Annotated in this window: 15 protein-coding genes; 8 read left to right on the top strand and 7 right to left on the bottom strand. The window is 40.3% G+C overall.

Annotation, left to right across the window (positions count from 1 at the left end; translation table 11 throughout):
* Nucleotides 1–188: 188 nt before the first annotated feature.
* From MHH65_RS16450 to MHH65_RS16425, 6 genes are all read right to left on the bottom strand, one after another.
* Entirely contained in the window at nucleotides 189–1,604 is a 1,416-nt protein-coding gene (locus MHH65_RS16450; RefSeq protein WP_098677683.1) for a HAMP domain-containing sensor histidine kinase, read from the bottom strand.
* The gene (locus MHH65_RS16445; protein ID WP_034281069.1) at nucleotides 1,601–2,287 is read right to left on the bottom strand and encodes a response regulator transcription factor; all 687 of its coding nucleotides are present in this window, start codon (nucleotides 2,285–2,287) and stop codon (nucleotides 1,601–1,603) included. Before MHH65_RS16445 ends, MHH65_RS16450 begins: the two co-directional genes overlap by 4 nt.
* Nucleotides 2,284–3,267 carry a YncE family protein gene (locus tag MHH65_RS16440; RefSeq protein WP_098677682.1) on the bottom strand — a complete coding sequence of 328 codons (984 nt, stop codon included), beginning with the start codon at nucleotides 3,265–3,267 and terminating at the stop codon, nucleotides 2,284–2,286. The genes MHH65_RS16445 and MHH65_RS16440 overlap by 4 nt, the downstream gene beginning before the upstream one ends.
* Nucleotides 3,268–3,540: 273 nt before the next feature.
* Nucleotides 3,541–4,875, bottom strand: a complete 1,335-nt coding sequence (locus tag MHH65_RS16435) for an MFS transporter (RefSeq protein ID WP_034281064.1) — start codon at nucleotides 4,873–4,875, stop codon at nucleotides 3,541–3,543.
* A 40-nt stretch (nucleotides 4,876–4,915) separates the two neighbouring features.
* On the bottom strand, nucleotides 4,916–5,488 hold the full coding sequence (locus MHH65_RS16430; protein WP_034281062.1) for a TetR/AcrR family transcriptional regulator: 573 nt from the start codon (nucleotides 5,486–5,488) through the stop codon (nucleotides 4,916–4,918).
* Between the two features lie 90 nt (nucleotides 5,489–5,578).
* Entirely contained in the window at nucleotides 5,579–8,113 is a 2,535-nt protein-coding gene (locus MHH65_RS16425) for a PEP/pyruvate-binding domain-containing protein (protein ID WP_268412585.1), read from the bottom strand.
* Between the two features lie 281 nt (nucleotides 8,114–8,394).
* On the opposite strand from MHH65_RS16425, the gene MHH65_RS16420 reads away from it, so the two are divergent.
* The 3 genes from MHH65_RS16420 to uvrA all read left to right on the top strand — a co-directional run bounded on the left by MHH65_RS16420 (nucleotide 8,395) and on the right by uvrA (nucleotide 13,803).
* Complete coding sequence (locus MHH65_RS16420; RefSeq protein ID WP_034281059.1) at nucleotides 8,395–8,640, top strand: CsbA family protein; 246 nt, start codon at nucleotides 8,395–8,397, stop codon at nucleotides 8,638–8,640.
* Nucleotides 8,641–8,933: 293 nt separating this feature from the next.
* Complete coding sequence (gene uvrB / locus MHH65_RS16415; RefSeq protein WP_024423583.1) at nucleotides 8,934–10,919, top strand: excinuclease ABC subunit UvrB; 1,986 nt, start codon at nucleotides 8,934–8,936, stop codon at nucleotides 10,917–10,919.
* Nucleotides 10,920–10,926: 7 nt separating this feature from the next.
* Nucleotides 10,927–13,803, top strand: coding sequence for an excinuclease ABC subunit UvrA (gene uvrA, locus MHH65_RS16410; protein WP_025093988.1), 2,877 nt, complete (start codon nucleotides 10,927–10,929; stop codon nucleotides 13,801–13,803).
* A gap of 30 nt (nucleotides 13,804–13,833) precedes the next feature.
* On the opposite strand, the gene MHH65_RS16405 is transcribed toward uvrA, so the two are convergent.
* A complete protein-coding gene (locus tag MHH65_RS16405; RefSeq protein WP_034281058.1) occupies nucleotides 13,834–14,064 on the bottom strand; it encodes a hypothetical protein in 231 nt (76 codons plus the stop codon).
* Nucleotides 14,065–14,261: 197 nt separating this feature from the next.
* Here MHH65_RS16405 and MHH65_RS16400 point away from each other — a divergent pair, with 197 nt between their 5' ends.
* From MHH65_RS16400 to MHH65_RS16380, 5 genes are all read left to right on the top strand, one after another.
* On the top strand, nucleotides 14,262–14,597 hold the full coding sequence (locus MHH65_RS16400; RefSeq protein WP_081124890.1) for a DUF4870 domain-containing protein: 336 nt from the start codon (nucleotides 14,262–14,264) through the stop codon (nucleotides 14,595–14,597).
* An 11-nt stretch (nucleotides 14,598–14,608) separates the two neighbouring features.
* Nucleotides 14,609–15,700, top strand: coding sequence for a DUF4097 domain-containing protein (locus MHH65_RS16395; protein WP_034281057.1), 1,092 nt, complete (start codon nucleotides 14,609–14,611; stop codon nucleotides 15,698–15,700).
* Between the two features lie 6 nt (nucleotides 15,701–15,706).
* Nucleotides 15,707–15,901: a PspC domain-containing protein gene (locus MHH65_RS16390; RefSeq protein WP_024427656.1), complete on the top strand. Its 195-nt coding sequence runs from the start codon at nucleotides 15,707–15,709 to the stop codon at nucleotides 15,899–15,901.
* Nucleotides 15,902–16,288: a phage holin family protein gene (locus tag MHH65_RS16385; protein WP_024423577.1), complete on the top strand. Its 387-nt coding sequence runs from the start codon at nucleotides 15,902–15,904 to the stop codon at nucleotides 16,286–16,288.
* Nucleotides 16,289–16,382: 94 nt separating this feature from the next.
* A complete protein-coding gene (locus tag MHH65_RS16380; RefSeq protein ID WP_098677513.1) occupies nucleotides 16,383–20,237 on the top strand; it encodes a metallophosphoesterase in 3,855 nt (1,284 codons plus the stop codon).
* The last annotated feature ends 29 nt before the right edge of the window (nucleotides 20,238–20,266 follow it).

Genomic DNA, 20,266 nt, shown 5'->3' with positions numbered 1-20,266 from the left:
AAGCGTGCAGGACGTTCTCAAGAAGGTCTTGCACGCTTTTTTTGAGATAGTATTTCGTGAATGAAGCATTCAGCTCTCCCTTTTGAAAAATAGAATATGTGATGAAAAAGGGATTAAAAATTGTGGTTGTTAAGAAGACTGTTCAAATGTAGACAGCTGATTCTCATAGGTAGTCTTCATCTCATTTGTTATTTGGTTGGCACGTCTTCAGTGAAAGGAGTATTTGGCAGCTGAATGATGGCTGTCGTACCAATGCCAGGCTCAGATTGAATGTCGAATGTTCCATGATGTTTTTTGATGATTTGATAGACAACGGCTAGTCCAAGGCCAGAGCCGCCATCCTTTCTTGTTCGTGCTTTATTTACACGATAAAATCGCTCAGAAACATGTGGAAGATCTTCTTTTGGAATACCGCTGCCTTCGTCGGTCACTTTCAATTCAGCAACACCTTGGTGAACTTGTAATTCAATCGATATTGATTTCCCAGATGGCGTGTAATGAATGGCATTGTCCAGTAAATTACGTATCACTTGTTGGAGACGGTCGCTATCACCATAAACAATACAATCCTCTTCTAGCGTTCGTTTGAAAATAATGCTTTTTTTGTCAGCGATGAATGCCATTTGATCAAGAACATCGTGGATGAGCTGTGCAAAGACGACTGGCTCCATCGTAAGTGGATAAGAGTCACCTTCTAACTGTGCAAGATCTAAAAGGTCGTGCACAAGCCGGCTTAAACGTGTGGCCTCATCTTGGATGATTTGCATCCCCTTTTTTTGATCAATGACCCCTTCTTCAATTCCTTCTGCATAGCCTTTCATATAACTTAAAGGCGTTCTAAGTTCGTGAGAGACATTCGCAAGAAATTCCCTGCGGTGCTGCTCAACTTTTTCGAGGGTTGAAGACAGTTTATTAAAGGAGCGGCTAAGCTGGTTTAACTCGTCTCCTTTTTTAGTTACGGCCATTCGTTTTGAGAAATCGCCAGATTCCATTTCCATTGCAATTTTTTTCATTTTATTTATTGTCTGTACAATGTGATTGGAGCTCTTATATCCGATTAAAAATATCAGGAGCAGAATCAATGAGATGGATATACCCAGCGTCAATCTAATTTGGACAAAGGGTTCATATACATCTGATAATGGCATGGAGAGGAAAATAGTTCCCGATAGATCATCATTGCTTGAGAAAACAGGGATGGCGATGCCAAGAATATCTTGGTGAAACTGTGGGTGTTCTCTAATTAACACGACGGTTTCACCTTGAAGGAGCTTTTGGCGTTCCTTGAACGTAATGAGATTATCATTTGTGTTCGTATCAAAAGGAAGACCACTTGAAAGCTCCATTGGATCATCTGTAAAAATAACGTTCGCCTGACTTGAGTCATTTGCCCATTTCATTCTGTCGGTAAAATACTTGTCTTTCCCGTGTGTGTGATAGATTTCTGCAAGCTTCTTACCTTGCAAACTTAAGGAATCAATCTGTTTATCAATATATAAGTGCTGGTATAAGTAAAAGGTAAGGGCAAGCGCTGAGGCTGCAACGATTCCGATCACTGCAAGAATTAAGAAGAGTACTTTCTTTTTAATCGATAATGGCTTCATTCTTCCTCCTCAAACTTATAGCCGACACCCCAAACGGTTTTAATATATCGTTCTGCTTCCTTTAACTTTAGTCGCAGCGTTTTGATATGTGTATCGACTGTTCTTAAAGAGCCGCTCATTGAATGTGATTCCCACAATTTTTGATAAAGGTGTTCTCGTGAAAACACTTGTCCTTGGTTGAGCAAAAGAAACATGAGTAAATCAAATTCTCTTCTTGTTAAATTAACGGGCTGTTGATGGAGGTAAACTTGTCTGCCATCTTGATCAATCTCCATGTCACCAATCTGTATTCGGCTGCGCTTTAGCGAAAGACCTCTAATTCGTCTCAGGGTTGTTTCAATTCTTGCTGCAAGCTCACGCAGACTGAAAGGCTTCATGATGTAGTCATCCGCTCCAATTTCAAGTCCTCTAATTCGGTCCTCTTCATAACTCCTCGCTGTTAAAAATAAAATCGGTATTTGAGATGTTTGTCGAATACGCTGACAGACTTCAAATCCATCCATGTCAGGCATCATGATATCTAATACAACAAGATCAACAGATTCCTTTTCAAGCTGATGCAAGGCATCTTTTCCATTATTCGCAGTGATAATGTGAAAGCCATGTCTCTTTAAAAAAGATCCGATTAACTCAAGCATATCAAGCTCATCATCTACGATTAAAATACGCATTTGTTCCTTCATTTCTTTTCCTCCAACACGATAGCGTAAGGTCCTGATGGGACATTCAGTTGATTTTTCATGATAAATGAGTGTTTATCGATGATGGATACTGAATTGTCATCCAAGTTACTCACATAAATTGATGACGTATCAGCAGTGATATAATTCGGATTTTGACCAGTTTCAACAGAAGCAAGCTGTTTATTTGTTTTGGTATCTACTTTGTATAGCGTATGATCTCCATGACATAGTACATATAAAGTAGAAGAATTTTTCTCTGGAAAAAATGCAACAGGCATAACGCCTAGCTTTATTTCTCGCTGTTTCTTGCCTGTTTTAGGGTCATAAGCAAAAATACTCTTATTTAAGGTGCCTTGTTTACCATGACCGCCGATCCAAATGGACTGTCCATCAAAATGAATCCCAGAAGGCCGTTCAAGTACAGAAAACGTACGTATATTTTTTTCCTTTTCAATATCTATGACGGAGACAGTATGACTTTCTGCATTTAAAACAAATAAAATACCTGACGAAGAAAGAGTCATAGAAGAAGGTAATTTTTCAGTTTTTACAGTCGATTTTATTTTTTTGCGCTCCGTATCAATAAAATAAACGACATTTTTCTGTGAGTTGGCAGCGATTAATGTATGAGAAGCTGCATCATATGTAAGGGAAGTCAGTCCTTTATCCACATTCATATAATCTGTTGCTGTCCCGTGTTTTAGATTAATTTCGATAAGGGATTCTCCCTCTTTACTAGTAGCGATGATGACGTCTTTATTGATTTGAATAAGATCAGTGAGTGGGTGTTTTAAATCCACAGAAGAGAGCATTTTATTTTTTTGTATATCAACTATTGAAAAGGAGGCTTTTTTTAATTGAGAGATGACAGCGATGGATTGAGAGCTGCCTGGCGGCGTAAATTGCTGTTCTTTTCCACAGCCTGTAACGAATAAAAGTAGAGCTGATAAACAGATCAAAACATATTTCACACGTACCATTCTTCCGCTCCTTTGCGTTCTCTATTTTCAAAATCATACCACAAAAATTGTGAAAAAAAATTGAAGTTATCTATGCTGAAAGAATGAAAAAAAGCTTTTAGGTAAGTGAGGGAGACCATTTGTACCTGAAGTTCCTTTTTTGTCTGGATCATATGCCATTTTTTCTTTCTTAAAAGATGATTTTCAGGATTTGATGGATGCACTCGCTATAGTTTACAGTGATACAAATGACGAAAACTCCTCGCTCTAAAGAAACATAGAGCAAGGGAGTCATTAGGCGGAATGTTCGGATGATGGGGAGGTGGATTTGGTTCTTACACGTTGAGATAAAAAGAAACCAAGAATGCCTGCACCCATTAATACAATAAATAAAGATTGAAAACCACTCATGATCCCAATCAATGTAGACGAAATGATACTGCCAAAATATCGAAAGGTAGAGAAAATGCCAGATGCTGAACCAGATAAGCTTTGATCAACAGACGTTAAAGAAGCCATCTGCATACTGGTCATCCCAATACCTGATGAAATTCCACCTGCGACAAGTGTCACGATAAGCAGTGGTAAGGTAGGGAACTGACTGAGTGTGATTAACATGATTCCTGATAAAGTGAGACAGAGAAATGAAAAGCCAATCATTTTTTTCGCGCCTTTTTTCGGATGGAGTCTTGCCCCTAACAAGCCGCTAATAGACATGCAAAGAGAAAATACTGATAGAATAATACCGCTTTGTGTATGAGAAAGTGCAAGTTGTTGTTCCATAAACAGCGGCATAATTAGAAGAATGGCATACATCACAAAATTACTCAGCATGATCGACAGGTTTGCATTTGTAAATGAACTGTTTTTAAAAAGCGACAAATCGATGATCGGATTCTTTACTTTTCGTACATGTTTAAAGAATAAAGGAATGACGATCAACGCTAGAATTCCATAGATCAAGTATTCATTTAGCAATTGGCTTTTAGTGCATAGAATGAGTGTGGCAATCCCGATGGTTAAGTATATTGAACCAGTGATGTCTACATTTGCTTGTAAGCGTGTATGCTTTGTTTTCGGAATGAGTAATACGCCGGTAACAAGTGTAAGGAACAAGAATGGGATATTGACAAAGAATATAGAGTGCCAATCAAAACTCTGAATAAGAATCGAACCAATAAAAGGTCCAAGTGCGGCACCAATACCGGCTCCAAATCCAAAATACCCCATTGTTTTAGACAGTTTTTCGGGGGATACTGTTGCACGAATCAATGCAATGCTATTCGGTGTTAAAATAGCACCGCCAGCTGCTTGAATGGAACGAAAAGTGATGAGAAAAGCTAGATTAGGAGCTAAAGCACATCCAATTGAGCCAATTAAAAAGAGCATGACCCCAATTAAATACATTCGCCTGTGTCCGTATATATCTCCTAACTTACCAGCGATAGGTTGAGTGACTGCCATGACAATAAGATAAATTGTGACAACCCAAGTGATGTTTGCAAGAGATTGATCATAATAAGTTGATATGGATGATAGAGCGACAGCGATCATCGTTGAATTGACGGGAACTAGTATAGCTCCAAGCAACAAAGAATAGATGACGAAACTCTCTTTTTTTAACCTCAATGTGTATACCACCTTTTGTAAAAAAGAAGAATTCCACCCTTTAAGCGGGAGAAATTCCTCTCATGAAAATGTGTGTGCATATTTCAATAAAATCTTCTTTTTGTGTGAGAACGAGTTGAAAATCTTGCTCTAGCTGCTGAATGAAAAATCCGAAATACGTACTAATGAAGATGTCTGCATAAATGTCTTCATTTCCTTTTAATACATGATGCTCGGCACCCATCTTTTTGAAATATTGTATGAGCATTTCTCTCAGTTCTTGAGGGTAAATCTTTTCATGACTGGTTAAATCCTTAAACATAGCCGGTTCTCGCATGCTGATATAAATAAATTCTTTTTTGGAAGTCAAATCTTCAAGGAAATAGGTACCGAGAAACTTCAAATCGGTGTATAAATCGCCTTTGAATTCTGCTTCTAGGATTTTTGTCGGTGTTGATTTCATTTTCATAATGGCAGCAATGACGCCGCGTTTGTTTTTAAAGTTGCGAAAAATAGTTGCTTCACTCACATTCGCTTTTGTCGCTATTTCTTTGGTTGTTGTTTTTTGATAGCCCTTTTCAGTTAATAAATCCATTGTTGCGCGAATGATTCGTTGATTTGTAGATTTTAACAAGCATACTCACCTCAGGTTATGAATGTGTTTGCAACAAAGTAAGTATACCGATAAAACCTATGACCGCCAATATCATCCAAAATGATAAGTTTATACACGCGAATGCTGCTTTAAAATCTGAATGCGTCCATTGCTGCCATCTACTGTCACAAGGTCACCGGATTGAAGTGTTTCAGTTGCTATTCTAGTACCTAAGACAGCTGGTATCATATACTCTCTTGCGATAATAGCTGAATGAGATAAAATGCCTCCAGCATCGGTGATGACTGCTTTTGCATCTCTAAATAAGCTCGTCCATAAAGGTGTGGTCGTTTTACAAACTAAAATATCATCCTTTTGAAATTGTGAGAATTCGTCAGCACATGTAATGACTTTTACTCTTCCAGAAACAATACCGCTGGATGCGCCAATTCCATGGATCACATCGTGTGTGTTGTTTTCATTTTCTCTTAATGAACCAAGCATTCTTTCTACTTGCTGCAGTTCAGCTTCAGTTGGTGTGCCAATGTAAGCCGGTGGTTGAATGTCTTCATTTTCCTTCATTTTTATCTTTCTTTGCTGGATAACCGAATTAAATGAGATAGACGTTGTGAGCGCTTTTTGTACCTCTTCATCGTAGAGATACCAAAGATCTTCTTGATGAGGAATGGCTCCTTTTTGTACAAGAAGTTCACCAATTTTTAATAGATATACCCGGGCCTTTGCATCTAACATGGCATCAATGTAGAAGTGGTGGTCATCTCGGATATTCGCTGCTTGAAGGGCAAATTGATACAGCGTCTCAAATTTTGTTTTAAACGATTCATCCTTCACTTGATTGATAAAATGTTTATACGTCTCTTGTCTTTTGATAACTGCTTTTGCAAATTCTTCATCAAAATCACAATGGCAATGGATATTATTTCTGATGATATCTAATATAAACTCTGGGTTTTCTGCCCAAGTCTCATCTGTAAGGTCATGACTTTTAATAGATCGCCAGCCGTAAACTTGGAGAAAACCCTCCAATTTCGAAATGAAATGCCTTCCTTTTTCCGAGTGATTGAGCGCATGTAACAGCTCCGAGTTCTTTTCATGATGAATAAATGCTTGGTGAAGTTCTGGATCTTGAAGGACATCCTTTGCGATATCAGATAGCACCTTGTCTGTTTCAAGAGATTTGTTCATCACACCTATCATCATTTCATGAAGCAAGACGACTTGGGTTTGGTCACCAGTATACGTGACAAGCATGTCTTCAATGATGGCTGATAGAATGACTTGTGGTATGACGATATCAAAATGATCATCATATGCTTGGATATAAAAATCCTTTAATTCTTCAAAGCCAATGATGGCTTTTTCAATGGTCATAGGTTGTTCATTCATTTGGCGATCGAGTTTTTCGTAAAATGGAAAGAAATTTTTCTCTAGAATCTCATACATCCGTTCACTTAAATGTGGAAATAACTCAAATATACTTTCATCAAAAACGGGTGCAGCTCCCTCTTCCGCTTGTGGCAGATCCGGTGCTGAGTATAGGTGGCCTCTGTAAAGCTTAATATCTTTGATGTTCATATCAGGTACTTGATACTTTTCTCCATTTTTCTTCATCCCGCTTTTTAAGGCTGGTATGATCAGACTTGAGAAAAGAGGGCTCGTTGGACCAGGCATATGATCATCCATTGAAATCCAGAAATCCTGAAGCTCTTCTGGTTTCATTTGAAAAGAAGCACCTGCTGTTTCATTTACTGCTTTTGGAAGAGCTGTAGTAATCGGCCTTGCTTGAAGTAAATAAAACGACCCACCTGCAATTCCGAATTCGATATCGACTCCATGTCCGTAAAGTTCTTCTACTTGTTTCGTGATTTGTGTGATTTCTTTCAATTGATCATCGTTCAAGCAAAACTGGCCAGCCATTTCCTTCGATACCGGCTCCTCGATGACACCCTCTTGGAAAGGAACAATTTGCAGCTCTTTCGCCCCAAGTGTTTTTTCAATCGAAAAGTTCTCTTTATCTACAATAAACGTGTCTGGTGTCACAAGACCGGAGACAATTGCTTCTCCCAATCCGTAGCTTGCGGTCAGCATCATTTCATTTGTTTTCCCCGATACGGGATTCTCACTAAAGATGACACCGGAGACGTCAGAATGGATCAATCCTTGAACGACAACGGCCATGAGCGGCATCTCTTCCTCGTTTTCATTCATCTCTTCCTTATATTCTGTGACCCTCGCTGCAAAATAAGAAGACCAGCATTCTTTGACTGCCTGTAAAAACTCTTCATTTGTTTTGATATTTAAATAGGTCTCGTACTGTCCTGCAAATGAGGCGCCTTCGAGATCTTCAGCAACAGAAGAGGATCTGACTGCAACTGAGGGGTAAGTCTTCCGCAAGGATTGAAAGGACGAAAGCAGCTCTGCTTCCATTTGTAAAGGAAACGATGCTTCTTTGATTTTTTGAGAAAGGTTTTGTTCTGCTGGCTGCAGATTGTGATATGAAAGAAAGCTTGCAAAGCTGTTGGTTTTGATAATAAATCCATCTGGGACTGGCAGGCCGTGATTGTTTAATTTGATTAAATTCAGGCCTTTTGCCCCTGCGAGTGATGCGGATTCTTCAGCCGCATGAAATAAAACTGAATACATGGGAATGCCCCCTTATCCAAATAGCCAATGGTTTGTATGTCTCTCTATTTTTCAAAATGATAGTGCGCACTATCATTTTAATCATAGAATTGATTGGATGTTATTGTCAAAGACGGAAAGACCTATCTTTACAAAGGGGACAATCTCACTAATTTCCTTCTTCTTCTACAACAAAAGTCTCCGAACATGAAGAAAAAAGGCGAAATTGAAAACTGTGAATTGTTCATTATGCCAATCTTTACTATAATCAAGGAAGTAGACCATGAAGAGGGAGGGTTTTTGTGATTACAAAAGCCATATTTGCACTAGTTTTTCCTTTCCTGCTCGTTATTTTATTTTCAAAGGTTACTTACAATCATTACGTGGGCATTGCGTTAACAGCAGCGCTTTTATTTGCTTCGTACATGAAGGGATATACAGAAACCTACTTTATTGTGGGATTAGATATTATTTCTTTAGTAGCTGGGGCTTTGTTTATGGCTAAGAAAGAAATCGAAAAAAGAGAGAAAGCTGAAAAAAATCAATGATGTCATCGCCATCAAGAGCATGACGGCTGAAAACTGACATGTTTTAAACAAGAGCTGTGCTTACGATTTCTAGTAAGCGCAGCTTTCTTTTTCTGCTCATCGAATATCTCACTCCAAAATGTTCCATACTGAAAGGAAGGTTTTCTTAAGAGGGTTATTTGCCATGGGAGAGAGGGTATGACTGTATTGGAAATAAAAATCAAGTGAGAGCCGAACTTTAGTTCGTATTTTTGTGTTCTTTTATGATAATATATTCATTAGATAGATTTCGTAAACGAAACGGAGGCTTTGATGTGAGTGACCGCTTTGAATTAGTTTCTAACTATCAGCCCCAAGGAGATCAGCCAAAGGCGATTGAAAAGCTTGTTGAGGGGATCCATCAGGGGAAACAGCATCAAACGCTGTTAGGTGCTACAGGTACGGGAAAGACCTTTACTGTCTCCAACCTGATCAAAGAAGTAAACAAACCGACACTTGTCATTGCGCATAATAAGACACTTGCCGGTCAGTTATACAGCGAATTCAAGGAATTTTTCCCGAATAACGCTGTTGAATATTTTGTGAGTTACTATGATTATTATCAGCCAGAGGCATATGTGCCTCAGACCGATACATTTATTGAGAAGGATGCCAGCATCAATGATGAGATTGATAAGCTGAGACACTCGGCTACGTCCTCGTTATTTGAGAGAAGAGATGTCATCATCATTGCCAGTGTGTCATGTATTTATGGCTTAGGTTCGCCAGAGGAATACAGAGAGCTTGTGCTGTCTTTGCGTACTGAAATGGAGATTGAACGCAATCAGCTTCTTCGTAAGCTGGTGGATATTCAGTATTCTCGTAATGATATAGATTTTCAGCGCGGAACCTTCCGAGTCCGAGGAGACGTCGTTGAGATTTTTCCTGCTTCACGAGATGAGCATTGTATCAGAGTGGAGTTTTTTGGTGATGAAATTGAACGTATTCGTGAAGTGGATGCGCTGACTGGAGAAATACTTGGTGATCGTGATCATGTGGCGATTTTCCCAGCATCTCACTTCGTCACAAGAGAAGAAAAAATGGAAAAAGCAATTATCAATATTGAACAAGAGCTAGAAGAACAGCTTGAAAAGCTTCGTGAAAATGGAAAATTGCTTGAAGCGCAGCGCCTTGAGCAGCGGACAAGATATGACCTTGAGATGATGAGAGAGATGGGCTTTTGTTCAGGAATTGAGAACTATTCAAGACATCTGACCTTGCGTCCTCCTGGTTCAACACCTTACACACTGCTTGATTATTTCCCAGATGATTTTATGATTGTTGTCGATGAGTCGCATGTGACGATTCCGCAAATCCGCGCCATGTACAACGGGGACCAAGCTAGAAAGCAAGTGTTGGTTGATCACGGATTCCGCCTGCCATCAGCACTTGATAACAGACCGCTCACCTTTGATGAGTTTGAAAAGCATATCAATCATATTGTCCATGTATCAGCAACGCCTGGTCCGTATGAGCTTGAGAAAACACCAGAGGTTGTGGAACAAATTATCCGTCCAACAGGATTACTTGATCCAATCATTGAAGTTCGTCCGATTGAAGGACAAATTGATGACTTAATTGGAGAAATTCATGCACGAGTTGAGAAAAATGAGCGTGTGCTTGTGACCACACTGACGAAGAAAATGTCTGAGGATCTCACAGATTACTTAAAAGAAATCGGAATCAAGGTGAATTACCTGCATTCAGAGATTAAGACCCTTGAGCGGATTGAGATTATCCGTGATCTGCGTCTCGGTAAATATGATGTACTTGTTGGAATCAACCTTCTTCGTGAAGGACTGGATATTCCAGAAGTGTCGCTCGTGGCCATTTTAGATGCGGATAAAGAAGGCTTTTTGCGCTCTGAAAGATCCCTCATCCAGACGATTGGCCGTGCAGCGAGAAATGCAGAAGGCCGGGTCATTATGTATGCAGACAATATGACGAAATCGATGGACATTGCGATTCAAGAAACGAAGCGAAGACGAGAACAGCAAGAAGCATATAACGAGAAATTCGGGATTACCCCGCAAACGATCCATAAGAAAATTCGAGATGTCATTAAGGCAACAAAGATACATGAGGATTCGGAAGAATATGAAACAAAAGCAGCACCAAAACTTTCGAAAATGAGCAAAAAAGAACGAGAAAAAGTGATCGAAAAAGTCGAGATGGAAATGAAAGATGCAGCAAAAGCGCTTGATTTTGAAAAAGCAGCAGAATTAAGAGATCTATTGCTAGAGCTAAAAGCGGAAGGATGATTGCCTGATGGCTATGGAGCGAATAGAGGTGAAAGGTGCTAGAGCCCACAACCTTAAAAATATTGATGTGAATATCCCGCGTGACCAGCTAGTGGTCATTACGGGATTATCTGGTTCAGGAAAATCGTCGCTTGCCTTTGATACGATTTATGCAGAAGGTCAGCGCAGGTACGTTGAATCTCTTTCAGCGTATGCACGCCAATTTCTTGGGCAAATGGATAAACCGGATGTAGATGCCATCGAAGGTCTTTCTCCGGCGATTAGTATTGACCAGAAAACGACGAGCCGAAACCCTAGATCAACAGTTGGTACTGTCACTGAAATTTATGATTATTTGCGTCTCTTGTATGCTCGAGTCGGAAAACCGATTTGCCCTATACATGGGATTGAAATTACGTCACAAACGATTGAGCAGATGACAGATCGTATTTTAGAGTATCCTGAAAGAACGAAATTACAAGTGCTTGCGCCAGTTGTTTCCGGCCGCAAAGGAACACATGTGAAAGTACTTGATCAAATTCGGAAGCAGGGCTATGTGCGAGTGAGAGTCGATGGAGAGATGGAAGACCTTTCAGAAGATATCGAGCTTGAAAAGAACAAGAAGCATTCCATTGAAGTGGTGATTGATCGTATCGTGGTGAAGGAAGGCGTGGCTGCTCGTCTGTCTGACTCACTTGAAACCGCGCTGCGGCTGGGTGAAGGCCGAGTGATGATTGATGTGATTGGACAAGAAGAGCTGTTATTCAGCGAACATCATGCTTGTCCGCATTGCGGGTTCTCTATTGGTGAACTTGAGCCGAGAATGTTTTCATTTAATAGTCCTTTTGGTGCCTGCCCGAGCTGTGATGGACTCGGTTCCAAACTAGAAGTCGACCCTGAGCTTGTCATTCCTAATAAGGATTTAACTTTACGGCAGCATGCCATTGCACCATGGGAGCCGCAAAGCTCGCAATACTATCCGCAGCTTCTTGAGGCCGTATGTACACATTATGGCATCGACATGGACATTCCTGTGAAAGATATCCCATCGCATTTATTCGATAAAATTTTATATGGAAGCGGATCTGAACGGATTTATTTTAAATACGAAAATGATTTTGGACAGGTACGTGAAAATGAAATTGAGTTTGAAGGTGTTCTTCGTAATATTGAACGACGCTATAAAGAAACCAGCTCTGATTATATTCGTGAGCAAATGGAAAAATATATGGCGAATCAGCCATGTCCGACATGTAAAGGATATCGTCTGAAAAAAGAAACGCTGGCGGTTCTCATCAATGGCAAGCATATCGGAGAAATCACCGATTTGTCTGTCTCTGATGCCCTTGATTTCTATGAAAAAATCGAGTTGTCTGAGAAAGATTTGCAGATTGCCCAGCTCATTTTGCGTGAAATCAAAGAGCGCTTGTCTTTCTTAAATAATGTGGGATTAGATTATCTGAATTTGAGCCGGTCAGCTGGCACACTATCAGGTGGAGAAGCGCAGCGGATTCGTCTGGCCACTCAAATCGGGTCAAGGCTGACAGGTGTTCTTTATATATTAGATGAACCATCCATTGGTCTGCATCAGCGCGATAATGACCGGTTGATTGGGACGTTGAAAAACATGCGCGACATCGGGAACACACTGATTGTCGTCGAGCATGATGAAGATACCATGCTTGCCGCTGATTATTTAATAGATATTGGACCTGGAGCAGGAGTTCATGGAGGAGAAGTGATTTCAGCTGGAACGCCAGAAGAAGTCATGAAGGACCCGAAATCCTTAACAGGACAATATTTATCTGGTGAGAAATTTATCCCGCTGCCAATTGAGAGAAGAAAGCCTGACGGCCGCTATATTGAGATAAAAGGTGCAAAAGAAAACAACCTGAAAAACGTGAATGCGAAGTTTCCTCTGGGCGTCTTTACAGCTGTGACCGGAGTATCCGGCTCAGGGAAAAGTACGCTTGTGAATGAAATTCTATTAAAATCACTTTCGCAAAAATTGCACAGAGCGAAAGCGAAGCCAGGGCAGCACAAAGAAATTAAAGGAATGGATCATTTAGATAAGGTCATTGATATTGATCAATCTCCAATTGGCCGTACACCAAGATCCAACCCTGCCACGTATACAGGTGTCTTTGATGATGTGCGGGATGTGTTTGCACAAACCAACGAAGCAAAGGTACGAGGCTATAAAAAAGGCAGATTCAGCTTTAACGTCAAAGGCGGCCGCTGTGAGGCGTGCCGCGGGGATGGCATCATTAAAATTGAAATGCACTTTTTGCCAGATGTGTATGTGCCTTGTGAAGTGTGTCACGGGAAACGTTATAACCGCGAAACACTCGAGGTCACATATAAAGGAAAAAACATTGCTGATGTGCTTGAAATGACCGTGGAGGATGCACTCCAATTTTTCGAGAATATCCCGAAAATTAAGCGGAAGCTTCAAACGATTTATGATGTGGGGCTAGGATACATTACACTTGGACAGCCTGCAACGACATTGTCCGGAGGAGAGGCGCAGCGCGTGAAATTGGCATCTGAGCTTCACCGCCGTTCAAACGGAAGGTCTCTTTATATTTTGGACGAGCCGACAACAGGTTTGCATGTGGATGATATTGCCCGTTTATTAAAAGTGCTTCAGCGTTTGGTTGAAAATGGAGATACGGTGTTGGTCATTGAGCACAACCTTGATATTATCAAGGCTGCTGATTACCTTGTTGATCTCGGACCAGAAGGCGGTGCAGGCGGCGGAACGATCATTGCCTCTGGCACTCCTGAGCACATTGCAAAAGAAGAAGCATCTTACACAGGAAAATACTTGAAGCCTATTTTAGAGCGTGACCGTAAACGCATGAAACAACTGGTTAAAGAAACGGAAAGTGTGACTTCTTCATAAAGAAAACCCCTCGATAAGAGGGGTTTTCTTTTATTGCACATCTTCCTTCGGCATTAAATTACTGAGGTGCGTTAAATCCTTTAAAATATGGGTGCTGCTGCTGTCGAGCAGTACCTTTAAATAACGGATATCACCATACTTTGGATGAGACGGATGAATGGTCTCAAGCTCCTTGATCATATCGCTGTTCATGCTTTTTTGTTTCTGTATAAGGTCTAAAAGCGTTTGAGCCGTGTGGTTTGAATTATGATGATCTGTCAAAATAATTACCCCCTATAATGATAATCACCATCTTTTCAACATATTTTAAAGGGTAATCTGTGAAGAATCTACTCTTAGGTGCAAAAAGAAATAATTTGTGTCTAAGGTCATATGTAAATCGAATGATTTTGAAACTTTTTATACGCAATAAACGTATGAGTTAGAAAGGAATTTTCGTTATGAAGGAGCGAATATATATGAATAGAGATCAGTCGATTATTGCTTCTATTTGTTATTTTAGTGTATTGTTTATGCCGTTTATCGTACCGATCGTGGCGTTTTTTGTAGTAGATCAAAAGGAAACGAAGCGGCACGCGATGCGGGCATTATGGTCACATCTTTTGCCAGTCGCAGCGTGCATTCTGTTGGTTTTTGGGTCTATCCCATTTTTATTGGCGACACAGGCAGGCGACTCGCTCATTCCAGTCATGACGGTGTTCATCTTGTCTTTTTTAGTAGTTATTGGCTTTTTGATCTCTGTCATTTGGAATATCATTCAAGGTATTAAAGTACTTCAATCCATCAAATCTTAGGAGGGCTTTGTATGAATGAAAAAGAACGAATTTTAAAATTAGTAGAAGACGGAGTATTATCAGCAAAAGAAGCAATTACGCTGCTGGAAAAACTAGAAGAAGGTCAGTCAGTCTCATTAGAAAAGTCTACGGCTGATCACAGCTTTCATGAAGAAAAAGCTGGAGCAGAGAGCAAAGGAAATGGTACCGAAAATCTTGGTGCAAAGCTGTTTGGCTGGTTAGATTCTGCGGTGAAAAAGGTAAAAGACGTGGATCTTGATTTGAACTTTGGACAGTCAGTTGATGTTGAGCACATTTTTCAGTTCAAAGATGCATCGCTTTCTCATTTAGATATTCAATTGGCGAACGGCAGTCTCAACGTGATGCCTTGGGACGATCGAGATATTCGAGCTGAGTGCCATGCGAAAATCTACCGTGCAGAGGATGGAGAGCAGGCAAGACAGCAATTTCTCAATCAATTGGACTGCGGGCTTGAAGGAGATAAATTTTTTATTCGAACCGAAAAGAAGACGATGAAAGTCAATGTTACATTATACGTACCTCGTATCCAATACGATAAGATTAAGGTCAAGCTGTTTAATGGACCGATTCGCGGGGAAAAGCTAAAGACAAAAGAACTTGCCGCGAAAACGACAAATGGGGTTGTCTCTTTTGCTTCGTTACAAGCAGAAAAAGTCGGAATTGAAACAGCAAACGGACAAATCAAACTGGCAGATCATGAGTGTGGTATGATTGAGGTAGAAACCATCAATGGGCTCATAGACCTGCGTGGGAAAAGTGAATCAATTGATGCCCAAAGCTTTAATGGAAATATTGCTGTTCAGCTGTCAGATGAAAAGTGCCGTTCCATCTATGCGAAAACGACAACAGGCAGTGTGGACGTTCAAATCCCGCGTGCTTGTGCAGTGACCGCTGAGCTGAAAAGCAATCTCGGGTCTATCTCTCACGATTTACTTGATGCAGAGATGATTAAAGAGAAAAATGAAACATTACAAAAAGAGAAAATGATCAAAGCCAATCAACAAGCGGTGCACAGTATATCCATTTTTGCAGAAACAAAAACAGGCTCAATACAAGTAAAGCACCAATCAGACAAGGAGTGATTCTACATGAAGAAGCTTTATCGTTCAGCAACAGATAAAAAAATAGCGGGTGTTGTTGGTGGACTTGCGGAATATTTAGGTGTGGATGCATCCCTGCTTCGCATTTTAACCGTCATCATCGGATTTTTGACAGCATTTATGCCGATCTTCCTGATCTACTTCATCTGGTATTTTGTTGTTCCGGAAGAAGGCACTAAATAAATGCTTAGATGGATCGTCAGTATTTTAGTAAATGCATTACTTTTAATCGTCATTGCTGGATATTTTGATTCGGGCATTCTGCCTGGACTCGGGAGCGTGTATATTGAAGGTTTTGGCGCAGCCATTGTGGCAAGTATCATTTTGTCCTTGCTCAATATTTTAGTGAAGCCGTTTTTGATCATTTTAACGCTTCCAGTGACCGTTCTTTCACTAGGATTGTTCTTATTTGTCATCAATGCGATTACACTCATGATGACATCGAGCTTTATGGGAGATAGCTTTAACATTGATGGATTCGGAACGGCCATTTGGATGGCTGTCATTTTATCCATTTTCCACCTGTTGATACAAAAAGGAATTGTAGAGCCGTTAGCGAAAAAAAGCTAACGGTTTTTTTGTGCAAATTTGCATCGTTTCTCCGTTCCATCTGACATAAAAACGACCTTCAGGAGACACAATATCCGAAGGGAGGCGGTGCAAGATGGTGAACGTGAGCAGACAAATCATGCTTTTATGTTTTTTTATCATTCTTTTTTGTTTCAGTCAGCCTGCTTCAGCAGGACCTTTTCTTCAAACAGAAGTGAATGTACCGGACAAGCCTTTTTCGCCTTTTATCTTTGACCAATTTCATGTGGACGTCCGCCCGGTTCTAGGAAAAAGCCATGATCTACAGTTTCGTGCGTCCATTAGTGACCAAGAACAGATTTTGTCTGCGAACTTGTATTATAAACAAAGTGATGAACTGGGGTATCGCTTGATTCCAATGGAACGGCTGCCAGGGATGAAGCCAGAATTTACAGCGAAAATTCCGCCAGATCAATTATGGAATCCAACTGTTCGTTACTATACAGAGTTCCTTACGCAAAAATCAGTCATCAAAACGGCTGAGAAATCGGTTCATTTAAATGGATTTGAAGAAGATCTTTCACATATTCCGGACTTATTCATCACAGAAATTGTCGTCAATTCAAAAAACCGAAAAGGCAAAGATGCTTTTGAGTTTATCGAAGTGTATAACACGACACAGGCGCCTATCTCTCTTAAACATTATCAGCTCCGCTACCGCAATCCTGCACAGGGAATTGAAATGGATGATGTATATTCCTTTCACACAAATCCAGTCACCATTTCACCTGGAAAACCTTATGTATTCTGGCTGAGAAAAAAAGGGCAGGAGCATTTAACGGCAGCGGACTTTAATGCCATGTACAAAAGCCAATTAAAAGAGGGCGAGCATCTATCCATTATCGAGAGCAAAGGGCTGTCCAACTCAAAATCTCGTCTTGTTTCGATCACAACAAATATAGGTGAAGAGATTTCTTCTGCCGCATTTCGTTTGAAGCCATCATGGTTTAGTGAGCATAAATCCTTGCTGTTTAAGTATCCAATGGATGGTACGACGCAGACGAAGCTGATTTCGAAAATTGAGGAAGAACCCACTCCAGGTAAAGTGCTAAAAGCACAAATTCCATCGGAAAAAAAGGAAATTTCTCAAGATATCCATAAACCTGTGATTGAAGATATGACGGTAAGGAAACCGGTGAAACCAACTGAAAGTGTAGAGATTAAAGCAGATGTCCAAGATGATCAGGCCGTAAAAACCGTCAAGCTGCGCTATCGAACGAATCGAAAAGATCCGTTTAAGGAAATACTGCTGCAAAAAGACCATAATGACCGGCTATTTCATCATATTATTTATTCACCTGAGTTGATTGGGAAAGAACAATTGGAGTATCAGCTTGAAGCGTCAGACGGCGAAAATGAAGCCAAGACGTTGAAAAAAACGATTGATGTGGAACAAGTCAGTAAAGCCCACGGTCTGCGATTCAATGTAGAAGAGGGAGATACGGTATCAGGTTTATTTTCATTAAAGGCAACGTCTGATCAGAAAAAAAGCATCGAATTACGGATAGATGGAAAACGGAATCAGCAAGTATCCTCTGCCCTTGAAGCAGATCCATATATCGCATTTGATGTCAAAGGAACAAATTTATATTTTAAAAATGGTGTGTCTATAGGTAGGCGTTTACTTTCTATTTTTGATGATTCGACAAAAGTGTACCGTACCTATACAATGCCAATACCCGAAGAAGAGATAAAAAAGGCAGGTCTCCAAACGATCTCTTTTCACGCTGGCACAAAGTCTTCTCCGGTGGACCGGCTGCCTGGAGAGAATCATGATGATTTTGAATTGAAAAACGTCAGGATGATTTTATCAAATGGAACACAAATTCCGCCAATCAATGCGAAGCCGCAAAAAGAATGGAGAATGGGAGACAGCGGGAACGCAAAAAAGGTGAGAACGTTTCAATTTGAAATTCCAAAAGAGGCGTATATTTCAACCTATATAAAGTGGGACACAAAAAGGCTGAAAGAAGGGCCGCACCTGATTGAGGCCAAAACCTCAGACGAGCACGCTTCAGTACGTGTGAAAGTTGATAACACTGGGCCGAGAATTAAGACCAACGTACAAGCAAAGGATCAATATAAAGGCGCCTTTACATTAAAAGCAAAAGTAACGGATCGCTGGAGTGACATAGAGGAGTTGAAGGCATATGTAGATGGCAAACCAGTTTCTTTGCCATATCAGACGTCCTCTAGTGAATTAAAGCCTGGAAAGCACACGTTTACAATTAAAGCAAAAGACGCTGCGGGGAACATGTCGACGTTGAAAAAAGAGTTCAAGACGGTACATGAGCATCCTGAAACACCAGAGCGGGTGGCAGATAAGACGAAAATGAAATCATCAAAACAAACTGTGCTAACCAAGGATCCAACGAATGATAAGTTAGATTACTCTTTTTATCGTGCCTATCAATATACATCGCTGCATCCTTCAATGAAGATTTTTAAGTATGCAGCAGAGACAGAACCGCCTAAGAGTTATCTCCAAAAAGGAGAAATGATTTTTTCTGATCAAGAAAGGAACCGCATTGCATTTGTTGATGGGAAGGCAGTTGAAACGAAGGATTTACAGCGCTTTCCTTATCATCGTTTTCAAATTAAGGTCCATCATGATGTACGTGAAAAGGATGTCGTCGAAGCTGTATGGAAAGGGAGTTCCTTGTCAGGGAGAAAGGTGACAATGTACGCGTGGAATCACCAGCAGGAAAAGTGGGATAAAATCACTCATCACTTTGCCAAGGATCAAAAGGAATTTTACCTGAAAGGGCTGCTGTCAGTCAGACAGTACATGAAGAATCAAACGTTTGATTTGCTAGTACAGGATGAAATCAGCAAATCGCAAAAGCCATATAAGATGATATGGATGTCTGATACTCAATATTATGCAAAGAGCTATCCTCATATCTTTAAACAAATGGTCGAATGGATCAGAGATCAAAGGGAAAAATTAAACATTCAATATGTGTTCCATACAGGCGATATTGTGGATGATTCAAAGGATAAGCAATGGCACCGTGCTGATATGTTTATGCGTGTATTAGATGAGAATCACATTCCCTATGGTGTTTTAGCAGGAAATCATGATGTTAGACACAAGGATGGTTTATATGCGGAATACGGAAAATATTTCGGGGAAAAACGCTTTGCGGATAAGCCTTACTATGGTGAATCCTATCGAAACAATAAAGGTCATTATGATCTCATCTCTGCCGGCGGCAATGATTATATGATGGTGTACATGGGCTGGGGGATTAAGCAAGATGAAATTGATTGGTTAAACCGTGTCATTTCTGAGCATCCAGATCGTATCGTCATTTTAAATTTCCATGAGTATTTGTTAGTGAGCGGCAACCGAAGCCCGATTGGCGACCTCATCTTCCACCAAGTGGTGAAACGTCATCCTAATATTGTGGCCGTATTTAGCGGCCATTATCATGGAGCAAGCAGGAAAGTAGATGAGCTTGATGATGACCATGATGGAAAAGTAGACAGGAAAGTATATCAAATACTCGCCGATTATCAGTCAGGACCTGAAGGTGGTCAAGGGTTTATGAGGGTGATAACAGCCGATCAAGAAAAAAATCAGCTTCACTTTACGACATACTCTCCTTACTTGAATCAAGAGCATTTTTATGATCCTAAAACGTATGGAGATCAGGATGAATTTTCAATCGATGTGGATTTGACACCGAAAATGAAATCTGTCAAAACCAATTATTTTGAACTCAATGTGTATACGAATGTTCTTCTAGGAGAGGCTCGAGGCATAAAAAGCGGCAAAAAAGCAAGCTTTGAGTGGAAGGGCTTAAAGCCAAATGAAGATTATTATTGGTACACTGTAGCAAAAGATCGTTTTCAAGGAAAAGCCATTTCACCAATATGGAAAATTCATACAAAAGATGATGACGAAATAAAATTTCTTAGGAAATAAAAAAACAGTGCTCCGTGTCAGGGGCACTG

This window comes from Bacillus sp. FSL L8-0654 (genome assembly GCF_038629965.1).
GTDB classification, from domain to species: Bacteria; Bacillota; Bacilli; order Bacillales; family Bacillaceae; genus Bacillus; species Bacillus safensis.
Note: the sequence above shows the minus strand (reverse complement) of the source record. Positions and strands in the feature narration are given on the sequence as shown.